The sequence below is a fragment of the Aquabacterium sp. OR-4 genome, assembly GCF_025290835.2.
GTDB lineage: Bacteria > Pseudomonadota > Gammaproteobacteria > Burkholderiales > Burkholderiaceae_C > Pseudaquabacterium.
In genome coordinates this window covers 75,442-99,437 of sequence record NZ_JAOCQD020000001.1, presented here as the reverse complement: position 1 = coordinate 99,437, position 23,996 = coordinate 75,442, and the positions used below count along the sequence as shown (strand labels likewise).

Genomic DNA, 23,996 nt, shown 5'->3' with positions numbered 1-23,996 from the left:
CCCGCCCGTGTTGCGCGGCCCGCGTGCCGCGGCTCAAAGCCGCTCGCTCTCGCCGCCCCGCGGCTGCCACTTCAGCAGGCGCCGCTCCAGCCGGCCCACGGCGCCGTCGAGCGCCAGCGCAAAGCCGGTGAGCACCACGATGCCGGCCATCACGGTGTTGATGTCGAACACGCCCTCGGCCTGGTGGATCAGGTAGCCCACGCCGCTGGCCGAGCCCAGGTACTCGCCCACCACCGCGCCCACGAAGGCCAGGCCCACGCTGGTGTGCAGGCTCGAGAACACCCAGCTGGTGGCGCTGGGCAGGTACACGCTGCGCAGCAGCTGGCGCGGGCTGGCGCCCAGCATGCGGGCGTTGGCCAGGATCACCGGGCTGACCTCCTTCACGCCCTGGTAGACGTTGAAGAAGACGATGAAGAACACCAGCGTGACGCCCAACGCCACCTTGCTGGCGATGCCCAGCCCGAACCACACCGCGAAGATCGGCGCCAGGATGATGCGCGGCATCGAGTTGGCGGCCTTGATGTAGGGCTCGAGCAGCGCGCTGGCCATGGGCTGCAGCGCCAGCCACAGGCCGCCGCCCAGGCCGGCGGCGGCGCCGATGGCAAAGGCCAGCACGGTCTCGATCAGGGTCACGCCGAGGTGGCCGTAGATGTCGCCATCGGCCACGAACCAGCGCCAGATGCGTTGCGCCACCTTCACCGGCTCGCCGAAGAAGAAGGCCGCCTGCTGGTCGTTGCTGAAGAACAGCGGCGGCAGCAGGCCCGGCGTGGTGAGCACGTGCCAGGCGCCGACGATGGCCAGCAGCAGGGCCACCTGCCAGGCGCGCAGGTTGCGGGGGTTGGGTTTGATCGCGTCCCACATGCTGCGGCTCACTTCACTTGCAATTGCTGCTGGTAGCCCTTGAGCACTTCGTCCCTCAGCACGGCCCAGATGGCCTGGTGCAGGGCGATGAAGGCCGGCGTGGTGCGCACCTCGGCGACATCGCGTGGACGCGCGAGATCGATGGCGAACTCGCCGATCGGCCGGCTGGCCGGGCCGGCGCTCATCACCACCACGCGGTCGCTCATGGCGATGGCTTCGTCCAGGTCATGCGTGATGAAGAGAATGGCTTTCTTCTTCGCCTGCCACAGCGCCAGCACCTCGTTTTCCATCAGCTGCCGGGTCTGCACGTCCAGCGCCGAGAAGGGCTCGTCCATCAGGATGATGTCGGGGTCGAGCACCAGGGTCTGGGCCAGGCTGGCGCGCTTGCGCATGCCGCCGCTCATCTGGTGCGGGTAGCGGTCGCCAAAGGCGCCCAGGCCCACGCGGCGCAGCCAGTCTTCGGCCTGCACGCGGGCCTGATCGGCCGGCACGCCGCGGAACTCGAGCCCCGCCATCACATTGCCCAGGGCGCTGCGCCAGGGCATCAGGCTCTCGGCCTGGAACATGTAGCCGGCGCGCGCGTTGATGCCCGCGAGCGGCTGGCCGAACACCTGCACCGTGCCGGTGGACGGCGCCAGCAGCCCGGCGGCCAGGTTCAGCAGCGTGCTCTTGCCGCAGCCGGTGGGGCCCACCACCGAGACGAACTCGCCCGCGCCCACGGCCAGCGAGACGCCCTGCACCGCGGTGTAGCGCTGGCCGGGTTGCTCGCGCGAGACGAAGGTGACGCTGGCGTCGGCCAGCTGCAGGGCCGGCGGTGTGGAGGCTTCGGTCAAGGCAGGCCGCTCACTTGGGCGGGTACTTGGCCAGCGCGGCCTTCACGAAATCATTGGTGTAGACGGCCTTCAGGTCGATCGTGGCCTTGCCGATCTCGGGGTCGATGCTGGCCAGTGCGCGCAGCGCCGTCTCGGGGCCCTTGTCGGGAAACAGGCCGTCGGGCGACAGCGCGCCCTTGGCGGCCAGGAAGGCGTCGAGGTAGACCGCGCGGTCGCCCAGCAGATAGCTCTCGGGCACGGCCTTGATGATGTCGCCGGGGCCGGCCTTCTGGATCCACTGGTTGGCGCGCACGATGGCATTGGCCAGCGCCTGCACGGTGCGCGGGTTCTTGTCGACGAAGGCCTGCGGCACGTACAGGCAGCCGGCCGGCATCGGGCCGCCGAACACGCGCTCGGCCTCGGCCACGATGCGCGTGTCGCTGACGATGCGGATGTCGTTGCCGCGGCTGAGCAGCGAGATCACCGGGTCGAGGTTGGCAATCGCGTCGACCTGGCCGCTGCGCACCGCCGCCACCGCGCCGTTGCCGGCACCCACGCCGATGATGCTCACGTCGCCGGGCTTCAGGCCCGCCTTGGCGAGCACGAAGTTGGTCATCACGTTGGTGCTGCTGCCCGGCGCGGTGACGCCGATCTTCTTGCCCTTCAGGTCGGCCACGGTCTTGAAGCCGGGCAGGCTCTTGGGGTTGATGGCCAGCACGATCTGCGGCGCGCGGCCCATCAGTGCGATGGCGCGCAGCTTCTGCCCCTTGGGCTGCATGTTGACCGTGTGCTCGAAGGCACCGCTCACCACATCGGCACTGCCGCCCACCAGCGCCCGCAGCGCCTGGCTGCCGCCGGCGAAGTCGACGATCTTGATCTCCAGGCCCTCGGCCTTGAAGTAGCCCAGCTGCTCGGCGATGGTCAGCGGCAGGTAGTACAGCAGGTTCTTGCCGCCCACGGCCAGCGTGAGCTGGGGCTTCTCGAGCGCCGGTCCGGGCGCCTGGGCCCGGGCGGCGGGCACGGCGCCCAGCAGCGGCGCCGCGGCCAGCGGCAGGGCGAGGACATGGCGGCGCAGGATCTTGGACATCGGCTCTCGGGGGATGGGGTGACGGGGGCCGCCCACTGTAACCAGTGGGCGCCGGGCGGCCGGGTGCCCGCCTAAGATCGGTGATGCGGGCTTTCCCCAGCGCCACCGCCGGAGCCTCCATGACCCCTGCCCCTGTTCTGCTGATCACCGGCGCCAGCCGCGGCATCGGCGCCGCCACCGCCCGCCTGGCCGCGCAGCGCGGCTGGGACGTGGTGATCAACTACGCCCGCGACGCCGCCGCCGCCCAGGCCGTGGCCGCCGAGGTGCGTGCCGCCGGGCAGCGCGCGCTGGTGCTGCAGGCCGATGTGGCCCACGAGGACCAGGTGCTGGCGATGTATGCCCGCATCGACGCCGAGTGGGGCCGGCTGGGCGGCCTGGTCAACAACGCCGGCATCGTGGACCGCCAGGCCCGGCTCGACGAGATGGGCAGCGCGCGCCTGCAGCGCATGATGGCCGTCAACGTGGTGGGTGCGCTGGTGGTGGCGCGCGAGGCGGTGCGCCGCATGAGCACGCGCCATGGCGGCGCGGGCGGCGCCATCGTCAATGTGTCCAGCGCCGCGGCCCGCCTGGGCTCGCCGGCCATGTATGTGGACTATGCCGCCAGCAAGGGCGCCATCGACACCTTCACCCACGGCCTGGCCATCGAGCTGGCGGCCGAGGGCGTGCGCGTGAACGCCGTGCGCCCCGGCATCACCGACACCGACATCCACGCCGACAGCGGCGACGCCGAACGCGCGTTCAAGCTGGCCGGCATCATCCCGATGCAGCGCCCCGGCCGGGCCGACGAGGTGGCCGCAGCCATCGTCTGGCTGCTGTCGGCCGAGGCCAGCTACACCACCGGCGCCATCGTCGACGTGGCCGGCGGGCGCTGAGCGGCCGGTCGCCTCTGGGCGCCTCAGGGCGCCCGCACCGGGCGGTTGCCGTTGGCCTTGTGGGCGGCGATGGCCTGGCGCAACTCGGCCTGCTCGGGGCAGGGCTGGGTGCACAGCTGATCCAGCGTGGCCAGGCGCGCCTCGGCCAGCGGCAGCCGGCCGGTCATCAGGTACAGCTCGCCCGAGTACTCCAGCGCGCCGCGGTGGCGCGGGTCGATGCGCAGGGCCTCGTTGTAGTGGCGCTCGGCGGCGGCGTGGTCGGGCTGCCTGGCCTTGCGGTGGCTGTAGCCCATCAGGTTGTGCCAGTCGGCACTGGCGCGCTCGTCCACGCGCGTCAGCTCGGCAATGGCCGCGGCCCAGCGGCCATCGGCGATCAGCGTGCGGGCCACGGCCAGCTTGTCGGCCGGGCTGGCGTGCACCGGCGCGACGGCCGGCGTGTCGGCGGCAAAGCTGTCGGCCGCGGCGGCCAGCAGCAGCCCTGACAGCAGGGATGGCAGCAGGGACAGCAGCCAGGGCGATGTGGTGCGCGGAAGTCGGGTGTTCATGGCAGGCGGGCGCGGCAGCGGCGGCAGGGTGACTCGGGCCGCCAGTGTGCGCCGCCGCGCCCGCGGTGGCCATGGGACAGCGGTCCCGGTGCGGCCTGCCGGCGCCGCGTCGCCATGGGCCCGCGCAGCAGGGTCATTCACACCGTGTCAGGTGATGCGGTAGACATCCAGCAGCACCGCGTCGGCCTCGCGCTGGCCCACCGCCAGCGCCAGCAGGCCGTTCAGGTGGGCCCAGGCCGGCGCGCCGGTCTGAAAACGCATGATGGTGCGGAAGTAGTAGGCCTCGCGCGGCACCGCCTCGCCACGCGCCAGCCGCGCCATCACCTCGGGCGGGCCGTGGCGGTAGCCCTCGCTGCGCACCTCGATCAGCGCGCCGTCCTCGGCCTGCAGCACATAGTGCGCGGCGATCTCCAGCACCTCGTCGGCGCGGCGCACCTGCCAGTCGACGCCGCCTTCCACCACGCGCCCGTTCAGGCCCGGGCCACGCACCGTGCCGCCGCCCAGCGGCACGTAGCGGCGCTCGCCGTGGTGGCCGGCGCCCAGCGTGACCAGCGCGCCCACCTCGCAGCGGATGCGGGTGAAGGGCAGCAGCGCCGGGGCGGCCGCAAAGGACGGGTCGTGCGGCTGTTGCGGATCGTGCAGATCGTGCGGGGGGGCGGGCGGGGTCATGGGCATGGCGCGGCGGTGTGGATGTTGGGCCTGGCTTGGCGGCCGGGCCTGGCGGTGTGGGGCAGGGACAGTCTGGATGCCGGGCACCGGCGGCGCCGCCTAGCATCGGCGCGCCGTGCGCAGGCCGACAGCCTGCCGCCTGCGGCCGCCGCGGGCTGTCATCCCAGAGGCGGACAGGCCGGCGCCGCCACCGCGCACGCCCGCCCCGAATCCACCGCCCTCACCCAGCCTGCCTGCCGATGCTCACCTGGCCTCTCGCGCCCACCGCCGCCGCCACCGCGCTCGACCGCCCCGAGCAGGCCTGCCTGGGCACGCTGATCGGCCAGCTGGGCGAGCCCGGCTTTGCACACGGCGCGCTGGAGGGGCTGAACCACGCGCTGCGCGCCGGCTCGTGGTCGGTGTACCGGCTGCGCACCGGCCAGCCGCCGGTGCTGCACTGCTCGGCCGCGCGCGGCGTGCCCGACACCACGCGCGACTGCTTTGCCGCCTATCTGGATGGCCTGTACCGCCGCGATGCGAGCTTTGACGCCGTGCGCCGCCAGCGTGGCGCCGCCGCGCCGCTGGTGCTGAAGATGGCCGCCGACGAGGCGCCCAGCCGCGCCCACCGCGAGGCCATCTACCAGCGCCATGGCGTGCTCGAGCGCCTGAGCGTGGCCGCGCTCGAGGACGACGGCAGCCTGCTGGCCGTCAACCTCTACCGCCACGAGCGCCAGGGCGTGTTCGAGCCGGTGGAGCAGGAGCGTTTTGCCCGCCTGGCGCCGCTGCTGCTGGCCGGCGTGCGCCAGCACCTGCGCCTGCAGGCGCGCCTGGTCGATCCGGCGCCGGGCCACGCGCTGGCGGCCGACGCGGCCGCGGCCGCCGCCCGCGCCCGGCTGCAGGCCCGCTGTCCGGCGCTCACCGTGCGCGAGCTCGATGTGTGCGAGCGCCTGCTGCGCGGCTGGAGCTACGACGGCATCGCCGCCGACCTGGGCCTCACCGTGGCCACGGTCAAGACCTACCGCGCGCGGGCCTTTGGCCGCCTGGGCCTGCACTTTCGCAGCGAGCTGTTTGCCTGGGCCAGCGGGCAGCGCCACTGACCGCGCACGGCCGGCCCCGCCGCGGCCCGGCTGTCGCCCTCTCGGATGACAGGCCGCCGGCGCGCGGCCGGCCAGACTGGCGGCCGATCGTTGCCCCGTCCTGCCTGCCGAGGAGCCCTGCCATGCCCGCCCCCCTGTCCACTCCCCTGAACACCGACCTGGCCGCCGACCTGAGCACGGCCGTGACCACCGCCTGCCCGGCCAGCCACCCCCGCCGCCTGCTGCTGCGCGCCGGCCTGGCCGCGGCGGCCGCGCTGGGCCTGGCGCCGGCCGCGATGGCCCAGGCACTCACCGGGCCGGTGAAGCTGGTGGTGGGCTTTCCGCCCGGTTCAGGCCCCGATGTGGTGGCGCGCACGCTGGGCCAGCGCCTGGGTGATGAGCTGAAGCTCACGCTGGCGATCGACAACCGCGCCGGCGCCGGCGGCCAGATCGCCGCGCAGGCGGTGGCCAAGGGCGCGGCCGATGGCGCCACGCTGCTGCTGGGCGAGGTGGGCTCGATCAGCATCGCGCCGGCGGCCTTCGGCAAGCTGCCCTACCAGCCGCTGAAGGAGTTTGCGGCCATCAGCGAGGTGGTGCGCTCCGACTTCGTGCTGGTGGTGCCCGTCACCTCGCCGCAGCGCAGCGTGGCCGATTTCGTCAAGGCGGCCAAGGCCGAGAAGGACAAGGTCAACTTCGGCACCTTTGGCGCCGGCACGCCGGGGCACTTCGGGGCCGAGGTGTTCGGCAGCCTGGCCGGTTTTGGCGTCGAGAGCATCCACTACCGCAGCACCGGCGACGCGGTCACCGCCATCATCGCCGGCGACGTGAAGGGCGCCTTCGTGTCCACCGCGCTGGCCATGGCCCAGGTCAAGGGCGGCAAGATGCGCGCGCTGGCCACTACCGCGCCCGAGCGCTCGGCGCTGCTGCCCGAGGTGCCCACCTTCACCGAGGCCGGCTACCCCAAGGCCGATTTCGCCGCCTGGTTTGCGCTGCTGGTGCCGGCCGCCACGCCGGCGGCCGTGCAAGACCAGCTGCAGCGCGCCACCGTGGCCGCGCTGCGCGACCCCGAGGTGGCGAAGAAGCTGGGCGATGCCGGATTCAGCGTCACCCCCAGCAGCCGCGCCGATGCCCAGGCCATGCTGCAGCGCGAGGCCGCGCGCTGGGCGGCGGTGGTCAAGAGCACCGGCTTCAAGGGCGATTGACCCGGCGCGGCCGCGCTACGGCGCGCCACGCCGCGCCAGCCGCCGCGTCTCGCCGATGGCGGTGACAAAAAACGCCGTGTCGGCCAGGCCCTTGTCGGCGCGGGCGCGGGCCAGCGCGCGCGGTGCCTCGTCGAGCGGTTCGTCGGTCAGCTCGAAGGTGCCCCAGTGCATGCCCAGCGACTGGCGCGCCGCCAGGTCGAGGTGGATCTGCACCGATTCGCCGGGGTTCACATGCTGCGTGGCCATGAACCAGCGCGGCTCGTAGCCGCCGATGGGCAGCACCGCCAGGTCGAAGCCCACCGCCCCCTGGCGCGCCGCCAAGTGCTGGCGGATGCGCGAGAAGTCCTTCGAGTAGGCCGTGTCGCCGGCAAAAAACAGGTGGAAGTCGGGCGCCAGCAGCGCATAGCCGCCCCACAGCGTGGCCAGCTGGTCGCCCAGGCCGCGCGCCGTCCAGTGGTGCACGGGGGTCAGCACCACCTCCACGGCGCCCAGGCGGTGGCTTTGCCACCAGTCGAGCTCGACCACGTGGGTCAGGCCCAGCGCGGTGAACCAGGCCTTGTTGCCCAGTGGCACCACAAACAGCGGTGAGCCGCCGGGCTGCGCGGCCAGCGCGCGCAGGCTGGGTTCGTCCTGGTGGTCGTAGTGGTTGTGCGACACCACCACCAGGTGCACATGCGGCAGCTGCGCCAGGCTGAGGCCCGGCGCCACATGGCGCTTCGGGCCGGCAAAGCCCAGCGGCGAGGCGCGCTCCGAGAAGATCGGGTCGGTCAGCACGTTCAGCCCGCCCAGCTGGGCCAGCACCGTGGCATGGCCGATCCAGGTCACGGCCGGTTGCATGGCGGCGCCGGCCTTCGCGTTGGCGTGGATGAAGTCCAGGTCGGGCGCCACCTGCGGCGTGGGCGCACTCGGCGGGCGCGGCAGGCCCTCGCGCAGGGCCTGCCACTTCCAGGCGATCAGGTCGCGCAGGCTCTTGGGCGCGAACTCGACATCGTTGTTCTGGAAGCCTTGCGCGCGGTGGTGGCTGGGTGCCGGCGCGGCGGCCGCGGCGCGGGCCTCGCCGGCGGCCGCCGCCGTGGCCACGAGGCCGGTCTGGGCCAGCAGCGCCGCCAGCAGCGCTGCCAGCGGGCGTTGCGCGCCGCGGGCCAGGTTCAGGGTCAGGTGGCGGGCCGCGCGGCAGGCAGGAGCAAGGTGCATGGCGCGATGATGCCAGCGCCGCCTGCGCGCACCGGGCCCGGCCGCCGGGGCGCCCGATACAGTGCCTGCCCACGCCGCGGGCCGATGCCCGACGCCGCACGCCCCGCCCCAGGAGACCCGCTTGAAAACCCGCCGCATCTTCGTCAGCCTGCCCGCCGACGACTGGCTCACCGACGCCGAGAACGCCACCAAGTGGGGCATCGTGGCGCGCATCGAGGCGCTGGGCTACACCACCGAAATCTTCACCGACCCGCGCGGCGCGCGCTCGGTGGCCGCCTCGCAGGCCTGGAGCGCGACCGAATGCGAAAACGTGATGCGCCGCTGCGACGGCTGCGTGCTGCTCGGCTTTGCCCGCTGGCGCCTGCATGACGGCGCCCGGCCGCTGTGGCTGGCCACCGACTTCAACCATTACGAAGGGGCCCTGGCCCACACGCTGGGCCTGCCGCTGCTGGCGCTGGTGCAGGACGGCGTGCAGCGCCGCGTGGTCTTCGATGCCAGCTTCAAGGGCTATGTCGGCACCATTCCGCAGCAGCCCGGCCCCGACTGGCTGGACGGCCAGGGCTTCGAGGTGCCGTTCGGCTACTGGCGCGAGCGCCTGGCCGCGCGCTGCGACGTGTTTCTGGGCTACTGCAGCAGCGCGGCCGCACCGGCCGCGGCGATCAAGGCCCATCTGGTGGCGGGGCTGGGCCTGCGCGTGCTGGACTGGGCCGAAGACTTCGATCCGGCCACCAGCATCCTGCAGCAGATCCAGCAGGCCTCGCAGCGCTGCGGCGCCGGCATCTTTCTGTTCACCAAGGACGACCTGCTGTCGGGCAAGGGCGGCAAGGGCCATGCGGCGCCGCGCGACAACGTGGTCTTCGAGGCCGGTTTTTTCAGCGCCCACAAGGGCAAGAGCCGGGTGCTGGTGGTGCTGGAGCAAGGCGCCAAGCTGCCGGCCGACCTGGGCGGCGACATCTACGCGGCGCTGGTCGACAAGACCGACATCGGGCCGATCGAGCCGGTGCTGCGCCGCTTTGCGCTGGCGCTGTGAGTGGCAGCCGCGGCGCGCAGGGCAGCCGCAGGGCAGCGCTCGGGGCGTTGCTCAAGGCCTCGCGCCGGCCGCGCCGTGCCGGCGGCCTGTCACACCGCTGTCACGGCAGCTCACGAGCCTCGGGGTTTTCCCAAACTCCCCGTTGCACCGTGGCCAAAGACCATTCCCTGATGGAAGACAGCAATACCAGCGCCAACCCCAGCATCCATGCGCTGAGTGATCCCGCACGCCGCACGCTGCTGCGTGGCGGTGCCGCCGCCGCCTTTCTGGCGCCGCTGGCCGGCATCGGCTCGCTGGGCGCCCTGAGCGGCTGCGCCAGCACCGGTGAGGCCGCCGGCAGCGCGGCCGCGCCGCTGCTGGGCTTCAAGAGCGTGCCGGTGGGCACGGCCGACACCGTGGTGGTGCCCGAGGGCTACAGCGTGCAGGTCATCGCACCCTGGGGCGCGCCGGTGGGCCTGTCGGGCGAGATGCCGGCGTTCAAGCCCGATGCCAGCAACAGCGCCGCCGAGCAGGAGGCGCAGTTCGGCATGCACCACGACGGCATCCACTTTTTTGCCCAGAACGGCTCCACCTCGGGCCTGCTGGCCATGAACCACGAGTACGTGGACTCGGGCCTGCTGTTCAAGGACGGCATGGCCAACTGGTCGGCCGAGAAGGTGCGCAAGGCCCAGGCCGCGCATGGCGTGAGCATCTGCGAGGTCGAGCAGAAGAACGGCCAGTGGGCGGTGGTGCTGCCCTCGCCGTGGGCACGCCGCATCACCGCGCGCACGCCGATGCGGGTGAGCGGCCCGGCCGCCGGCCATGCGCTGATGAGGACCGCCGCCGATGCCGCGGGCCGCCAGGTGCTGGGCACGCTGAACAACTGCGCCAGCGGCATCACGCCCTGGGGCACCTACCTCACCTGCGAAGAGAACTTCATCAACTACTTCAAGGGCCCCGACACGCCCGACGCGCACCAGAAGCGCTGGGGCCTGAAGAAGGGCGACGGCGGCTACCGCTGGGCCGAACACGACGCCCGCTTCGACGCCGCGCAGCACCCCAACGAGATCAACCGCTTCGGCTGGGTGGTCGAGATCGACCCGGCCAACCCCAGCAGCGTGCCGGTCAAGCGCAGCGCGCTGGGCCGCGCCGCGCACGAGGGCGCCACGGTGGCCCTCACCCGCGACCAGCGCGCGGTGGTGTACATGGGCGAGGACTCGCGCTTCGAGTACATCTACAAGTTCGTCAGCCGCGACGCCATGCGCCCGGGCGGCGCCAGCGCCAACGCCGAGCTGCTGGACCACGGCACGCTGTACGTGGCGCGTTTTGACGCCGACGGCCGCGGCCAGTGGCTGCCGCTGCTGCACGGCCAGGGCCCGCTGGGCGCGGCCAACGGCTTTGCCGACCAGGGCGAGGTGGTGATCAAGAGCCGCCAGGCCAGCGATCTGCTGGGCGCTACCAAGATGGACCGGCCCGAGTGGATTGCGGTGGATGCCGCCGGCTGGGTGTACTGCACGCTCACCAACAACAGCAGCCGCGGCGCGGCCGGCCTGCCCGGCGTGGACGCGGCCAACCCGCGGGCCAACAACACCATGGGCCACATCATCCGCTGGAAGGAAGAGGGCGACCACGACGGCCTGCGCTTCGCCTGGAACCACTTCGTGCTGGCCGGCGACCCGGCCAACGAGCGCGCCGAGGCCCAGGGCCAGGTGAAGGGCGATGCGCTGGGCTGCCCCGACGGCCTGTGGGTCGACCGCCGCGGTGTGCTGTGGGTCCAGACCGACATGTCGACCAGCGCCATGGGCAAGGGCGACCTGAAGGGCCTGGGCAACAACCAGATGCTGGCCGCCGATGTGCGCAGCGGCGAGCTGCGCCGCTTTCTGGTGGGCCCGGTGGGCTGCGAGATCACCGGCGCCACCGCCACGCCCGACGGCCGCACGATGTTCATCAACATCCAGCACCCGGGCGAAAGCGCCAGCGAGCTGAGCGACCCGGCCGCGCCCACCAAAAACTCGAGCTGGCCCGACCGCGATCCGGCCGGCCGGCCGCGCTCGGCCACGGTGGTGATCCGCAAGAACGATGGCGGCGTGATCGGCAGCTGAGCGCCACAAGCGCCACAGGCGCTGCCCGCCAGCAGCGCCATGAATGACACAGGCGCCGGCCCGGGTGAACGGGCAGGCGCCTGCGGCGGGGGGAGGCTGGCCGGGGCCGTCAGCCGGCGGGCCGGCCGGCCGCGGCGGTGCTCAGCGCTGCAGCGCCACGCCGTCGTGGCCCAGCTTGAACACGCCCACCACCTCGGCCAGGCGGCCGGCCTGGTGCTTCAGGCTCTCGGCGGCGGCGGCGCTTTCTTCCACCAGTGCGGCATTCTGCTGCGTCACCTGGTCGAGCTGCGACACCGCGTCGCAGACCTGGCCGATGCCGCTGGTCTGCTCGATGGTGGCCGAGCTGATCTCGCCGATCAGGTCGGCCACGCGCTTGACCTGGGCCACGATCTCGTCCATGTTGGTGCCGGCCTCGCCCACCAGGCGCGAGCCGGTCTCCACCCGCTCGACGCTGGCGCTGATCAGCGCCTTGATCTCCTTGGCGGCTTCGGCGCTGCGCTGGGCCAGGCTGCGCACCTCGGCGGCCACCACCGCGAAGCCGCGGCCCTGCTCGCCGGCACGGGCGGCTTCCACCGCCGCGTTCAGCGCCAGGATGTTGGTCTGGAAGGCGATGCCGTCGATGGTGCCGATGATGTCGGCGATCTTCTTCGAGCTGGTGGAGATGTCGTCCATCGTGGCCACCACCTGGCCCACCACCTGGCCGCCGGTCACCGCCGCGGCACTGGCCGAGCTGGCCAGCTGGGTGGCCTGGCGCGCGGTGTCGGCGTTGTTCTTCACCGTGGCGTTCATCTCCTCCATCGACGAGGCGGTCTGCTGCAGGTTCGACGCCTGCTCCTCGGTGCGCTGGCTGAGGTCGGCATTGCCGGTGGCGATCTGCGCCGAACCGGTGGCAATCGAGTCGGAGGCGGTGCGCACCTGGCCCACCACGCGGGCCAGGCTGGCCTGCATCTCGCCCAGGCTGGCCAGCACGCTGCCGGCCGGGGCGCCGCTGGCGCCATGGACCTCGCCCAGGTCACCCTGCGCCACGCGCTGCGCGGCGTGGCCCAGCTCGGCCGGCTCGGCACCCAGCGCACGGGTCAGGCTGCGCGTGATCACCAGTGCCAGGGCCACGGCCAGGCCACCGGCCAGCACGATGGCCAGCAGCATCAGGTTGCGGTTGGTGGCATAGGCCGACTCGGCCTCCTTGACCTCGGCGTTGCCTTGCGCATTGGCATTGGCGATGTAGGCATTGGCTGCCTTGATCAGGGCCGCCAGCAGCGGGCGGCACTCGGCGTTCATCTTCTGGATGGCCGCCTCGCGCTTGTTTTCGACCGCCATGCCCACGATGGTCACCGCCAGCGGGCCGTAGCGCGATTCCACGCTTTCAATCTCGGCCATCAGCTTGCGCTCGCGCTCGGTGGCGTCGGGCGCCTTGGCCACCGCGTCCTTGAGCTTGGCCACCGCGGCGCCCACCTTCTCGTGGGCCTTGACCACCACCACCTTCTCGGCCGCGAGGTCGGCTTCGCTGCCGGAGATGACCAGGTTGCGCGCACTGATCGCGCGCTCGTTGGTGGCATCGAGGATGTCGTTGGCCAGGGCCATGCGGCTGGCCGTCTGGCCGAGGTAGCCGGCAAACTGGTCGTGCCCTTGCGACAGTGCCCGCAAGGCCAGCACCGACACGGCAATGACGATGAAGGCCAGACAGCCGAACGCGAGCGTCAATCGGGCCTTGACGGAGAGGTTTTCAATACTGCTCATGGGGGGTTTCCTTGCGACACGGCGCGGCTGCGCGTCCGCTGGGTTGCGACGACGACGATCCCGTGGTTCCGTCTGGGTTCCTGCCTGGGCCGGCTGTTGCCTGACCACCGCCTGCGTTCCGCGGGTGCCTCACTATCGACAAGATCTCCCCACACAAAAGATCAGAAGTGATGCCCCGATGCGGTGCAAACCGCTGCCAACGATTGCGTCGCAGCAATAGTTCACACTTGGCTGCACAACGGCAGCGCATTGATCAGATGTTGGCGGCGGCGTGGCCGGCGCCGGGCAGACCGGGCGCTGCCCGGCCCGCGGCGGCGGTCAGAACTTCATTTCGGCGCGCAGATTGAGCTGGGTGGTGCTGCGCGTCGAGGTCTGCACCGTCTGCACGCGGCCGTCGCTGCCCACGGTGGTGACGCCGGTGTCGAAGTGGCGGGCATCGGCGTTGTTGACCGACAGCCGGGTGCTGAAGTCGGGGCCGAAGCGCCACAGGCCGTAGAAATCGAGCTGCGCGCGGCGGCCCTGGCTGCTGCTCTGGTTGTCGATCTGCTGGATGCTGAAGCCCGGCGTCAGGTTCCAGTTGCCGCCCACGGTGAGCGGCGTGCCGCGGATCGGCCAGTCCAGCCCCAGGTTCAGCGTGGCCGAGGGCTGGCCTTCGAGCCGGTTGTTGGGGCCCTTCACGCCGCTCACGCGCGACCACATCAGCGTGGTGTTGGCACGCAGGCTGATCGGCAGCTCGGTGTCCCACAGGTCGGCGGCGCGCATCTTGGCCTCGAGCTCCAGCCCGGCCGAATCGGCCTGGCCGATGTTGCGCGGGCGGGACACGTAGCGCTGGGCGCTGGCGTAGTCCACCGTCTCGAGCACGGTGAGATTGCGGATCAGGTCGTCGATGCGGCGGTAGAAGACATTGGCGCTGACCACGCCGCCAGCCTCGAGGTAGCGCTCGTAGCCCGCCTCCAGGCCCCAGGCCAGCTCGGGTTTCAGGTCGGGGTTGCCGGCGCGGTCGGGCGAGGTGGACTCATTGGTCTTGCCCAGGTCGGGCTCCTGGCCCGAGATGCCGATGCGCCCGACGATCTGGTTGGTGTTGGGCGAGCGGTAGCTGCGCGTCAGGCTGGCGCGGATCTGGTCCTTGCTGTCGGGCAGGCGGTAGACCATGTGCGCCAGCGGCGTGAACACGCCCGAGCGGTTGCGCACGCTGCGCGGCGTGCCGTTGGCGCCGCTGGTGCCGTCGCTGCCGGTGAGGATGCTCTCCCAGCGCGCGCCCACGTAGAACGAGAGCTGCTTGTCCCACTCCCACTCGTCCTGCCCGTACAGGGCCAGGCGGCGGATGCGGGCGTCGACATCCTGCACCAGGCTGTTGACCAGGCTGCCGGTGGTCTCGGTGCTGCCGCTGTCGTTGCGCTGGTTGCTCTGCAGCTCCCAGCCGGTGCTCATCGAGTGGCTTTCGCCCAGCAGCTGCGAGAACTTGCCGTTCAGGTCGATGGCCAGGTCGCGGCTGTGGCTGCTGCTGCTGCGGGTGCGGCCGCCGGCGGCCTGGCCGCCGGTCTCCAGGCGCGTGCTGTCGCTGTTTGACTCGTTGAGCATGGTGGTGAAACGCAGCTGCAGCTTGCCGCCCGAGCCGGTGGCGGTGTTCCAGGTGCCGCCCAGGCGCGCCATGCTGTTGTCGTTGCGGCCCTCGCTGCCGGCCTGCAGGTACGACAGCTGGGCCAGGTCACCCAGCGGCTGGGTGACGCTGGCGCGGCTGTTGAACTTGCCGCGCGAGACATTCAGCGAGGGCTGCAGCTCCAGCGTCTCGCCCTGGCCCAGCCGCCACTGCAGCCGGCCGTTGAGAAACACCGACTCGCGCGTGCCGTAGCCCGCGCTGCGCACGGTGCGGTCGAGGTCGGGCGTGCCATCGGGCGCGCTGCCGGTGGTGCGCGAGACGCTGTCGTTGCTGCGCCCGCCGCCGAACAGCGAGGCCGCGGCCGACCAGGTGAGCGCCTCGCTCTGGCCGTTGCGCGTCCAGTTGCCGCCGTACTGGGTGCGGCTGCCGTCCACGCCGCCGCCAAAGCGCAGCTCGTTCTCGCGGCGCTTGTAGCCGTTGCGCATCACCACGTTGATGGTGCCGGCGATGGCGCGCGTGCCGAACTCGGCCACCGGCGCCCGCATGATCTCGATGCGCTCGATCTGCTCGGGCGGCAGGTCGTCGAGCGAGAAGCCCGGCGGCATGCGCTGCCCATCCACCAGCAGCTGGGTGTAGCCGCCGCCCATGCCGCGCATGCGCGGGCCGCCACCGCGGCCGGCCGGGCCGCCCATGGTGACGCCGGGCAGGCGCTTGAGCACCTCGGAGACCGAGCCATCGCCCATGCGGTCGAGCTCTTCGCGGCCGATCACCAGGCGGCTGGCGGTGGACTGGCGGCGCTCGTCCATCGTGGGGTCGCTGGCCTGGCGGCCGGTGATCTCGACCTGCTGCGGCGCAGTGCGCTGGGCGTCGGCCGGGCGGGCCGGCCGCGGCGCCGAGGCCGCGCGCTGCGGCGCCGAGGCGGCAGCCGCTGCGGCGGCGGGCGTGGCAGGCGGTGCAGGTGTTGCGGCTGCCGCGGCGGGTGCTGCCGGCGCGGCCGTGGCCGGTGGCGGCGTCTGGGCCCGGGCCGGCAGCGCCAGCCAGGGCGCGGCCAGCGCCGCGGCCAGGGCCAGCGGCGCGCCGGTGCAGACCTGGGCCAGGGCCGACGACAAGGCCGGCGATGCCGGGCGGCGCAGCGCGCGTGGCAGACGCGACGCGCGAGAAAACGGGCGGTTCATGGGTGTGGGCGGTCTGCTGGAGCCGGGACGGCGGTGGGGCACCGCGTCAGGCGGCGGCTCGGAATGGACAGGTAGCGCTGGCAGCAGGCGGGCGCAGTCCGACTTTGTGAGGCGTTTGTATCTGAATTGCGAAGCAGCCGCTGTCACCACCGAAGTCATGCGACGGGTGGTGGATTGGCGTGGACGGACGGCTTGACGCCACCGCCGGGGTGCTGGCGCCGTCTACCGCCGTTCGACGATGGCCGGCACCAGGGCCAGCGTGGCGCGCAGGCGGTCGGCGGCCAGGGCGGCATCGTGCCGGCTGGCGTAGGGGCCGGCCTGCAGGCGGTGCAGGTCGCGCTCGCGAAAGATGGCCAGCAGCGGCCCCAGGCCGTCCACCGCCTGGGCCACCCGCTGGCGAAAGCCCACCGCGCCGTCGTGGTCGCGAAACGCGCCCAGCTGCAGCCACCAGCCGCGCGCCGCATGGGTGGCGGCGCCGGGCTCGCTGTGGCTGCCGGCCAGCGGCTGGCCGGGCGCCGGCGGCGGCGGCAGCGAGGGCATGGCGGCGGGGTTGTGCCGGCCCGGCCGGCTGGCAAAGGCGGCAATCGGGTCATCGGCATAGGCGCCGCCGGCGGCCGGCCGCGCGCCGGCCGGGGCCTCGGACGGCTCGCGCGCGAGGGTGGCCACGGCGGTGTCGTCCAGCACCAGGCCCGGCACCGGCGGCAGCCGCGGGTTGCGCCAGCTGCCGGTGCGGATGGCCTCGTGGGTGATGCGCTGCACCTCCACCGGCGCCACGCCGCCCAGCAGACCCAGCTTGAGCGCGGCGGTGTAGCTGAGGTCGATCACGCGCTCGGCATGGAAGGGGCCGCGGTCGTTGATGCGCACCACCACCTCATGGCCGTTGCGCGGGTTGCGCACGCGGGCATAGCTGGGCAGCGGCATGGTCTTGTGCGCCGCGGTCATGGCGTACATGTCGTAGGTTTCGCCATTGGCCGTGGGCCGGCCGTGGAACTTGCGGCCGTACCACGAGGCCAGGCCGCGCTCGGCCAGCGCCACATCGGTGGTGGCGGGCTCGTAGCGCGTGCCCAGCACCTCGTAGGGCTTGTTGGGCCCGCCCACGCGCAGCGGCTCGATGCGCGGCTCGGCGTCGGGCACCTCGACCAGGTTGGGCGGCGGGTTGGCGTCGGGGCCGTCACGCGTGCTGTCAGGCGCCGGTTGGCGCACCGGCTCGTCGCGGCGTGCCGGCGTGGCCGGGCGCACGGCAGCGCCGGGGCGCACGCCGGCCTCGCTGGCGGGGCGCGGCGGCGTGCTGCCGCAGCCGGCCAGCAGCAGCACCAGCCCGGCCAGGGCGGCAGCGCAGCCGGCCCGCCCCCGGCCGGCCGGCCGCAGGGCGTGGCGCCGGGCGCGGCGGCTGGTGGGGCTGTTGGCGCTGGGCGAACGGGTGCGGCTGATGCGGGCGGCGCGGGCGTGGCGGGTCTTGGGGCGGCAAATCACGGCCCGCACCCTAACCCATGCCCGGCGCCGCACCCGCCGCTGTCACACGCGGACACCGCACCGCAGGCCCGGCTGTGTGCCACAGGCCACACCCTGGCGAGCAGGCGCTCACTTGCCGCGACGGCCGCGTGGGCTCTTGACAGCCGGGGCCGCAGCCGGCGTAGCAGTGCGCGGGCGGCTGGCCTTGCCGGCCGGCTTGGCACTGGCGCTGTTGGCTCGCGAGCTGGCTTGCGAGCTGCCTTGCGTGGTGGCCTGGACGGCGGTCGGATTGGCGGACTTGGCGGGCTTGGCGGACGTGGATGGCTTGGCTGCCTTTGCCGGCCTGGCTGCCTTGGCGCCGGGCGGTGCAGGTGCGTCCACCGCGGCCACACCGCCTGCCGTGGCCACCACCGGCGCGCTACGGGTGCTGCCGGGCAGCAGGCGCTCGCCCAGCGTGTGCAGGGCCGTGGCGGTGCGCAGGTCGGTGGCGGCGGTGGGGCCGGCCAGCGCGCCGCGTGCGGCAAAGCACTGGGCCAGCAGGTGCATTTGCTGCACCACCGAGTCCATGCCGCGCAGCGGCAGCAGCAGGCCGGTCAGGCTGTCCAGGTACCGGGCCTGCAGCCGGTTCACGGCCTGGTCGGCGGCGGCGCCGCCCAGCTCGCCGCGCAGCAGTGCCAGCGTGAGGTGGGCATCGGCGGCCATCACCGCGTCCCAGAAGTCGTTGGACAGCCGGAAGCGCCCACTGGCCGCGTCGGCGCAGCGCTGCGCCAGGGCCAGGCCGGTGCTGGCGTCGATGTCGGCGGCCAGCGCCGGCTCCCACGCCGCCAGGGCCAGCCAGTTGAGCACCGAGTAGGGATGCTGCTCGGGGCCCTGCGCCAGCGGCGCGGCGGCGCGGTACCAGGCCAGGCTCTGGCCCAGGTCGGCGCGCATGGCCGCCACCTGGCCGGCGCGGGCGTGCAGGCCGGCGCGGCGCTTGTGGGCGCTGCCCAGCAGGCTGGCGCGCTCGGCATTGAGGCCCGGCGCACCGGCCCTGGCCTCGGCCGGCCCGCCGGCCACCATGGCCAGCAGATCGGTCAGGCGGGTGATGGCGCGGTTGACCAGTGCCAGGTCGCCACTGGCCTCGCCGTGGCGGGCCTCGAGGTTGGCCATCTGCTGCACCGCGTCGAGATCGACCCGGCCGAGCAGGCGCGCGTCGGCCAGCGCCTGCTGAAACAGCGCGAGCGCCGGCGCAAACCAGTCGGGGCCCAGATCGGTGAGCAGGCGGGCCGCGGCGCCGGCCACGTCGGGCAGGGTGGCCCAGTCGGCATGGGCGCGCAGCCGATCCTGCACCCACTGCGCGCTGGCCTGCTGCTGCGAGGGCGTGAGCGGCGTGCCCTGGCGCCGCAGGTCGCGGCAGCGCTGCTGCAGCTCGGCCACCAGTTCGCGTGGCGAGACCAGCACCGTGGGCGCGGCCGGTGCCTTGGCCGTGGCCGCGCTGGCCGCGGCGGCACCGGCCTCGGCCACATCGCCGCCAAAGCGCCAGCCGGGGTCGCCATAGGCCTGGTAGGCGCCCCAGGTGGTGCCCTGGCGGTGCGCCGCGTAGGCCGCGCGGCGCGCCTCGTGCACGGCGTCGCCGAAGTTCTGGCGGCCCAGCAGCAGGCGCTCGTAGAAGGTGCGGGCAAACAGCTCGGCGGCGCGGTCGTCCACCGCCCAGCCGGCCACCACCACGGCGCGCACGCCGGCCTGGATCAGCTCGCGCGCCAGGCTGGCGGCCAGGCGGTTGCGGTGGCCCAGGTGCGGCGCGTCGGCGTCCAGGTCGAGCTGGCCCAGATGGCAGCAGTTCAGAAACACCAGCTCGGGCACCGCCGGCATGGCGGCCACCTCGGCGGCGGTGATCAGCAGGCCGTCGGACAGCACCACGCCGCTGCGCGCGTTGCCGTCGGGGTGCGGCAGGTCGACCACGCCATGCGCGGCAATGTGCAGCAGCCGCCAGGGCTGGCCCAGCAGGGTGTTGATGATGGGCAGCGCGCGCTGCTGCTGGCCGATCAGCGCGGTGGGCTCCCACAGCGCCTGGCGCAGCACCTGCACCACGGCCTCGGCCTCGGTCTCGGCGCCGCTCAGCGAGTCGGGGTCGGGCCAGGGCGCGGTGCCGGGCAGCGTGAAGGCGCGGCCGAAACCGGCGTAGGACGGGTTGCCGATGACCAGCGCGCGGCGGCCGGCGGCCTGGTGCACCTGGGTGGCGTACTGCAGCGTGGCCAGCTGGCGCACCAGCGCGGCGCGGCAGGCCAGCGGCTCGTCGTCCACGCGCATCATTTCCCAGGGCAGGTTGGCGGTGGCGCCGTCGAGCACCAGCACCGCGCGGTCGAGCTGACGCACCACATCCTTCAGCGCATTGGGCACCATCAGCTGGAACAGCGTGCGGCCGAAGGCCAGGTCGATGGTGGGCTGGCGCAGCTGCTGCTCGACCAGGCGCTCGACCAGGCCGGGCTGGCGCTGCTGCACCTGGGCCTCGACCCGCGCGCGGCCCGAGCCCAGGTACAGAAAGCGCAGCCGGCCGGCCATGCCGCGGCGCATGCGGGCGGCCGCCGCGGCCGGTGCCGGCGCAGCGGCCGCCGGCTCGGCCTCGGTGTCGGTGTCGAGGTCGGGGCTGCCAGGCGTCACCGAGGCCTCGTCGCCGGCGCACGACACCATCAGCCGCGACCAGTACGAGGCGCCACGCGCATCGAGCAGGCGCTCGCGCGCGCCGCCGCCTTCGAGCAGCGGCTGCACCGCGATGCGGCAGCGCAGCGCCCGGCCGGCCGACAGCTGCGCGGCCACGCGCTCGAGCTGGCGCGCGGCGCTGATCGCGGTGTCGCGGTAGAGCTCGACGATGTCCAGCGCATCGACATGCCAGGGGCTGCCGGTGGCCTCGTGGAAGCGGTGGTTGGCCTCGGCGGTGCCGCGAATCAGCGCGGTCATCACGTCGCCCAGGCCCAGGTTGGCGGCGGTGTTGTAGCCGATCAGCAGCGTGGCCAGCGCGATGCCGGCGGCGGCCGGATCGGCCGGCGCGGGCTCGCCGCTGTCGAGCAGCTGCAGCAGCAGCCGCGTGACCGCATTGCGCACCGCGCCGGTGAGGGCCGGTGCGCCCAGCGAGCCGTCAAAGACGCCCAGGCCGGCCACCACCGCGCCGCGGCGGCTGCCTCGCGCGCGTTCCATCGCATTGGGCGCCGGCAGCACCACGGTGGCGGTGCCGGCGGCGCCGGCGTACAGGCCCAGGTCGTAGCGCTGGCGCAGCGCGCCGTGCACCAGGTCGCGATCGATCAGGGCCTCGGCGCCGGAGATCGCGTCCTGCGCGTAGTGGCCCACCAGGATCGGCCGGTCGAGCGCGCGCAGGTCGTCGTTGCGCACCCGCACGCTGAGCTGGCGCTGGCCGCGGCCCGCGGCATCGCGCACCGGCGCCCGCGGTTCGCGGCGCAGCAGGCTGGCGGCCAGCTCTTCGGCGCTGGGCACCTGTGGCGGGCCGGCGTCGTAGGCCTGCAGTTCAACGACTTCGGCGCCACTGGCGTCGCGCACGCGCGGCGGGCTGCTGAGCAGGCGGCCGGGCTGGCCCTCGGCCAGCAGCAGCGCCAGCGAGTCGAAGTACTCCGGCGTGTCGGCCAGCGCGCCGTGGCCGGCCGGCATGTAGAAGTGGTGCGCGGCGGCAATGCCCTCGAGCCGGCCCGACACCCAGGTGACGGTGCCGTCGCCGCGCGGCGTGGCCAGCATCTGCCAGCGGCCGTTGCGCTGCACCATGCCGCAGGGCGTGCTGGCGGCCACGCCGTGCACATAGAAGCATCGCTCGGCATGCGCCGCGGGCAGGCCGGCGGCCGGCCCCGGCTGGCGCCACAGCCAGCTGGCGGCCGACAGCGCCGCGGGCTGCAGCCGTGCCACCACGCCGTTGCCGAACCACAGGTCGGTCATCTCGGCGCGCAGGCGCTCCCACAGTGCCGGGGCAAAGTAGTCGGGCTGCTGGCGGTCGGCGCCCTGCAGCATGGCGGCCTCGTCCAGGAAGCCCGGGCGCGGCAGCAGGGCCAGCGCACCGCGGAAGCCGCCCACCAGGTCGAGCAGTTGCTGCAGGCTGTGGCGCAGGTCGGCGCGGGCCAGCAGGCGCACCGTGTCGCCCTTGCCGATCAGCATCTCCACCATCTGGTGCGAGCCGTGGTTGGGCGTGCCCAGCATCACCAGGCGTGCGCCGGGGCGCTGCATCAAGGCCTCCCACAGCGCGGGGTGGCGTGCCGCCATCGCGCGCACCACCAGGCCGCCCATGCTGTGCGCCAGCAGGCGCACCGGGCGCGGCGCGGCGCCGGCGGGCGCGCTGGCCTCGAGCACGCGGCGCACGCGTTCGGCCAGGGCATCGCCCAGGGCGTCGAGCGGCAGGCGCCAGTCGTAGGCGAAGCGCTCGACCTGGTGGCTCGCGGCCAGGTGCTCGCACAGCTCGCCGTAGGAGGGGTCGAACAGCTTCTCGGGGCTGACGCCGGGCAGGCCGAAGGCCAGCTTGCGCAGCCCGCCGGCCAGCAGGTCGAGCGGGTCCATCCACACCCGGTCGCGGCCGTTGACCCACAGGTGCGAGCCCATCACGCCGGGCAGCACGATGACCACCGGCAGGCTGGCCGGCTCGAGGCCGCGCTGGCTGGCGCGGACGGTGTCGCGGCGTTGGGTCTCGGCCAGGCTGCGCTCGGGCGCCAGCGCCGGCAGCGGGCTGAACTGCGCCAGCGCGCCGGGGTCGGCCTCGGTGAGCCACTGGCGCAGGGCCTCGCGCGTGCTGCTGTTGGTGAAGTAGCGGAAGTGGTTGACCTCGGGGCCCTGGTCGAACAGGCGCCGCGTGGTGGCCGGCCGGGCCACGCCGGCGCTCATCGAGTCGCTGTCGACGACCAGGTCGTTGTCGACGCCGTCGAAGAACATGTGGTCGGTGAACAGCACGCCCAGGCGCTTGAGCAGGCCGCCGCCCTCGATGTCGCCGGCGATCACCGCCATCGCCGTGCCGGCCTGGGCCGGCAGCCGGGCCAGCAGCCGCGCCATCGGCGCGCCGGGCAGCATGGCCTCGATGCCCGGCACACGCTGCGGCCGGGTGCGGTTCCTGGCGATCTCGAGCACCACGCGCTTGAAGGCCATGTACCAGGGGTTGCCGGCCAGGCCCGGCACCAGGCCGACCAGCGACAGCAGGCCCGACAGAAAGACGTCGAAGTTGCCGCTGGCCAGGCGCGTGCCGCGCGCCGGGCAGGCCACGCGCACATAACGCTCGACCTTGAAGCGCCGCGTGCGCAGCAGCGTGGCCAGCTCGCGCAGCGCGGCACGCTGGCGCTCGTAGGCGGTGGCCAGCTCGGCGCGCAGGCGCGCGCGGTCGGTCTCGTCGTCCACGCCGCCCAGCGCCACCTCGTCGACGGCATAGGCCTCCAGCAGCGCGTCGAGCTCGGCGCCGTCGTGGGTGGCCATGCACAGCAGATCGCCCACCTGGCCGCCGCGCGAATGGCTGACCAGGTGCAGGCGGGCGCCCTCGGGCAGTGCGCGCGCCAGCTGCAGCGCGTTCTCGATCGGGCTTTCGGACAGCGAGCGGTGCTCGAAGCCGTAGATGCGCTCGCCGTACTGCAGCTCGAGCAGGCGCCAGGTGTCGGGCGCGCCGGCCTGCAGGTCGCCAAAGCTGCCGCCCACGCTGGACGCGGTGCCGTGGATGAACACCAGCACCGGGCCCTGCGCCGCCTCCTTGGCCAGGCGCGGGTCGTGCTCGGGGGCGAACAGCGCCGCCGGCTGGGTTTCACCGCCCACCCAGCGGTACAGGCCGTGGGTGCGGCCATGGCGATCCTCGATGGCCCACATCAGCGCCTTGGTGCCCCACCAGGTGATGCCCAGCTGCTCGGCGGCCTCGCCCACCAGGCGGTCGCCCAGCCACTCGCGCAGCTTGCTGCCGGCCAGCTGGGTGATGGCGTCGCCGGCCTGGCCGACCTCGAGCGTGGTGACGCGGGCCACCAGCCGTGCCGCACCGCCGGTGGCGCGGATGGCGCGGGTGCTGGCGGCGCGGGTTTCCAGGGCCTCGAGCAGCACGCGGCCATCGGCCGTCACCGCCTCGGGCGCCACCTGGGCCAGCGTGCGCTGCAGGTTCTCGGGGCTGGTGTAGAGGGTGATGCCCTCGTCCAGCTCGATGGCCAGCACCTGGCTGGCACCGGGCGACAGCGCCTGCCCGGCACCGCCGGCCAGGTCGCGTGCGCCGGCCGACAGATCGACCGCGTCGACCGCCCGCACAAAGCCGGGGGGCAGAAAGCGTGCATCGCTGTCGGTGCCGCGCTGATCCTGGCGCAGGCCGCGCGGCAGCTCGGGCTGGGCGATGCGTCGACCGGGTGGCGTGACGATGGTCACCGGCGCGCGGTGGGTCGGCTGGGTCATCTCGCCTCCTGCTGTTCTGGCGACCTGCGTGCGGGCGGCGCCGCAGCCCTGCCGCGCCTGGCCTCGCCGGGCCGTGCAAATCAGTGTAGCCAGCGGCCTGGTCGGGCGTCGTCGTCGTCGTTGGGGATGGTCAAGCGCTTTGCGATGCGGGCGCCTGACTGCAAGCGCGCTTGCCAGTGCGCCGGCCGGGCTGTCGGGTGATCTCGACCCGGCTTGTACTTAATCAAATGATTTCAAGCACTTGGCGCG

Annotated in this window: 15 protein-coding genes; 5 read left to right on the top strand and 10 right to left on the bottom strand. The window is 73.4% G+C overall.

What is annotated here, in order from left to right; all coding sequences use genetic code 11:
• Nucleotides 1–33: 33 nt before the first annotated feature.
• Genes N4G63_RS00390 through N4G63_RS00380 form a run of 3 tightly spaced genes read right to left on the bottom strand, consistent with a single transcriptional unit; the run spans nt 34 to nt 2,760 of the window.
• Complete coding sequence (locus N4G63_RS00390) at nt 34–861, bottom strand: ABC transporter permease (RefSeq protein ID WP_260789449.1); 828 nt, start codon at nt 859–861, stop codon at nt 34–36.
• An 8-nt stretch (nt 862–869) separates the two neighbouring features.
• A complete protein-coding gene (locus N4G63_RS00385) occupies nt 870–1,694 on the bottom strand; it encodes an ABC transporter ATP-binding protein (RefSeq protein WP_260789450.1) in 825 nt (274 codons plus the stop codon).
• A gap of 10 nt (nt 1,695–1,704) precedes the next feature.
• Nucleotides 1,705–2,760, bottom strand: a complete 1,056-nt coding sequence (locus N4G63_RS00380) for an ABC transporter substrate-binding protein (RefSeq protein WP_260789451.1) — start codon at nt 2,758–2,760, stop codon at nt 1,705–1,707.
• 119 nt (nt 2,761–2,879) lie between these two features.
• Between N4G63_RS00380 and N4G63_RS00375 the strand changes: the two genes are divergently transcribed.
• Nucleotides 2,880–3,632 (top strand): SDR family oxidoreductase, encoded by a 753-nt coding sequence (locus N4G63_RS00375; RefSeq protein ID WP_260789452.1) that lies wholly within the window; start codon nt 2,880–2,882, stop codon nt 3,630–3,632.
• 23 nt (nt 3,633–3,655) lie between these two features.
• On the opposite strand, the gene N4G63_RS00370 is transcribed toward N4G63_RS00375, so the two are convergent.
• A complete protein-coding gene (locus tag N4G63_RS00370) occupies nt 3,656–4,177 on the bottom strand; it encodes a tetratricopeptide repeat protein (RefSeq protein ID WP_260789453.1) in 522 nt (173 codons plus the stop codon).
• Between the two features lie 147 nt (nt 4,178–4,324).
• Nucleotides 4,325–4,852: a DUF3237 domain-containing protein gene (locus tag N4G63_RS00365; protein ID WP_314599208.1), complete on the bottom strand. Its 528-nt coding sequence runs from the start codon at nt 4,850–4,852 to the stop codon at nt 4,325–4,327.
• A gap of 233 nt (nt 4,853–5,085) precedes the next feature.
• Here N4G63_RS00365 and N4G63_RS00360 point away from each other — a divergent pair, with 233 nt between their 5' ends.
• Both N4G63_RS00360 and N4G63_RS00355 read left to right on the top strand, forming a co-directional pair.
• Nucleotides 5,086–5,922, top strand: coding sequence for a helix-turn-helix transcriptional regulator (locus N4G63_RS00360; protein WP_260789456.1), 837 nt, complete (start codon nt 5,086–5,088; stop codon nt 5,920–5,922).
• A gap of 122 nt (nt 5,923–6,044) precedes the next feature.
• Entirely contained in the window at nt 6,045–7,103 is a 1,059-nt protein-coding gene (locus N4G63_RS00355; protein WP_314599207.1) for a Bug family tripartite tricarboxylate transporter substrate binding protein, read from the top strand.
• 15 nt (nt 7,104–7,118) lie between these two features.
• On the opposite strand, the gene N4G63_RS00350 is transcribed toward N4G63_RS00355, so the two are convergent.
• Nucleotides 7,119–8,297, bottom strand: coding sequence for an MBL fold metallo-hydrolase (locus tag N4G63_RS00350; protein WP_260789458.1), 1,179 nt, complete (start codon nt 8,295–8,297; stop codon nt 7,119–7,121).
• Nucleotides 8,298–8,418: 121 nt separating this feature from the next.
• Between N4G63_RS00350 and N4G63_RS00345 the strand changes: the two genes are divergently transcribed.
• Together N4G63_RS00345 and N4G63_RS00340 are read left to right on the top strand one after the other, a co-directional pair.
• A complete protein-coding gene (locus N4G63_RS00345; protein ID WP_260789459.1) occupies nt 8,419–9,327 on the top strand; it encodes a TIR domain-containing protein in 909 nt (302 codons plus the stop codon).
• A gap of 170 nt (nt 9,328–9,497) precedes the next feature.
• Entirely contained in the window at nt 9,498–11,408 is a 1,911-nt protein-coding gene (locus N4G63_RS00340) for a PhoX family protein (RefSeq protein ID WP_314599206.1), read from the top strand.
• Nucleotides 11,409–11,549: 141 nt separating this feature from the next.
• Here the strand turns inward: N4G63_RS00340 and N4G63_RS00335 are convergent, their stop codons facing one another.
• The 4 genes from N4G63_RS00335 to N4G63_RS00320 all read right to left on the bottom strand — a co-directional run bounded on the left by N4G63_RS00335 (nt 11,550) and on the right by N4G63_RS00320 (nt 23,747).
• A complete protein-coding gene (locus N4G63_RS00335; protein ID WP_314599205.1) occupies nt 11,550–13,145 on the bottom strand; it encodes a methyl-accepting chemotaxis protein in 1,596 nt (531 codons plus the stop codon).
• A gap of 318 nt (nt 13,146–13,463) precedes the next feature.
• Nucleotides 13,464–15,920 (bottom strand): TonB-dependent receptor plug domain-containing protein, encoded by a 2,457-nt coding sequence (locus N4G63_RS00330; RefSeq protein ID WP_314599204.1) that lies wholly within the window; start codon nt 15,918–15,920, stop codon nt 13,464–13,466.
• A gap of 222 nt (nt 15,921–16,142) precedes the next feature.
• Complete coding sequence (locus N4G63_RS00325) at nt 16,143–17,393, bottom strand: septal ring lytic transglycosylase RlpA family protein (protein ID WP_314599203.1); 1,251 nt, start codon at nt 17,391–17,393, stop codon at nt 16,143–16,145.
• 108 nt (nt 17,394–17,501) lie between these two features.
• On the bottom strand, nt 17,502–23,747 hold the full coding sequence (locus N4G63_RS00320; RefSeq protein ID WP_260789462.1) for a DUF7379 domain-containing protein: 6,246 nt from the start codon (nt 23,745–23,747) through the stop codon (nt 17,502–17,504).
• Nucleotides 23,748–23,996: the final 249 nt, after the last annotated feature.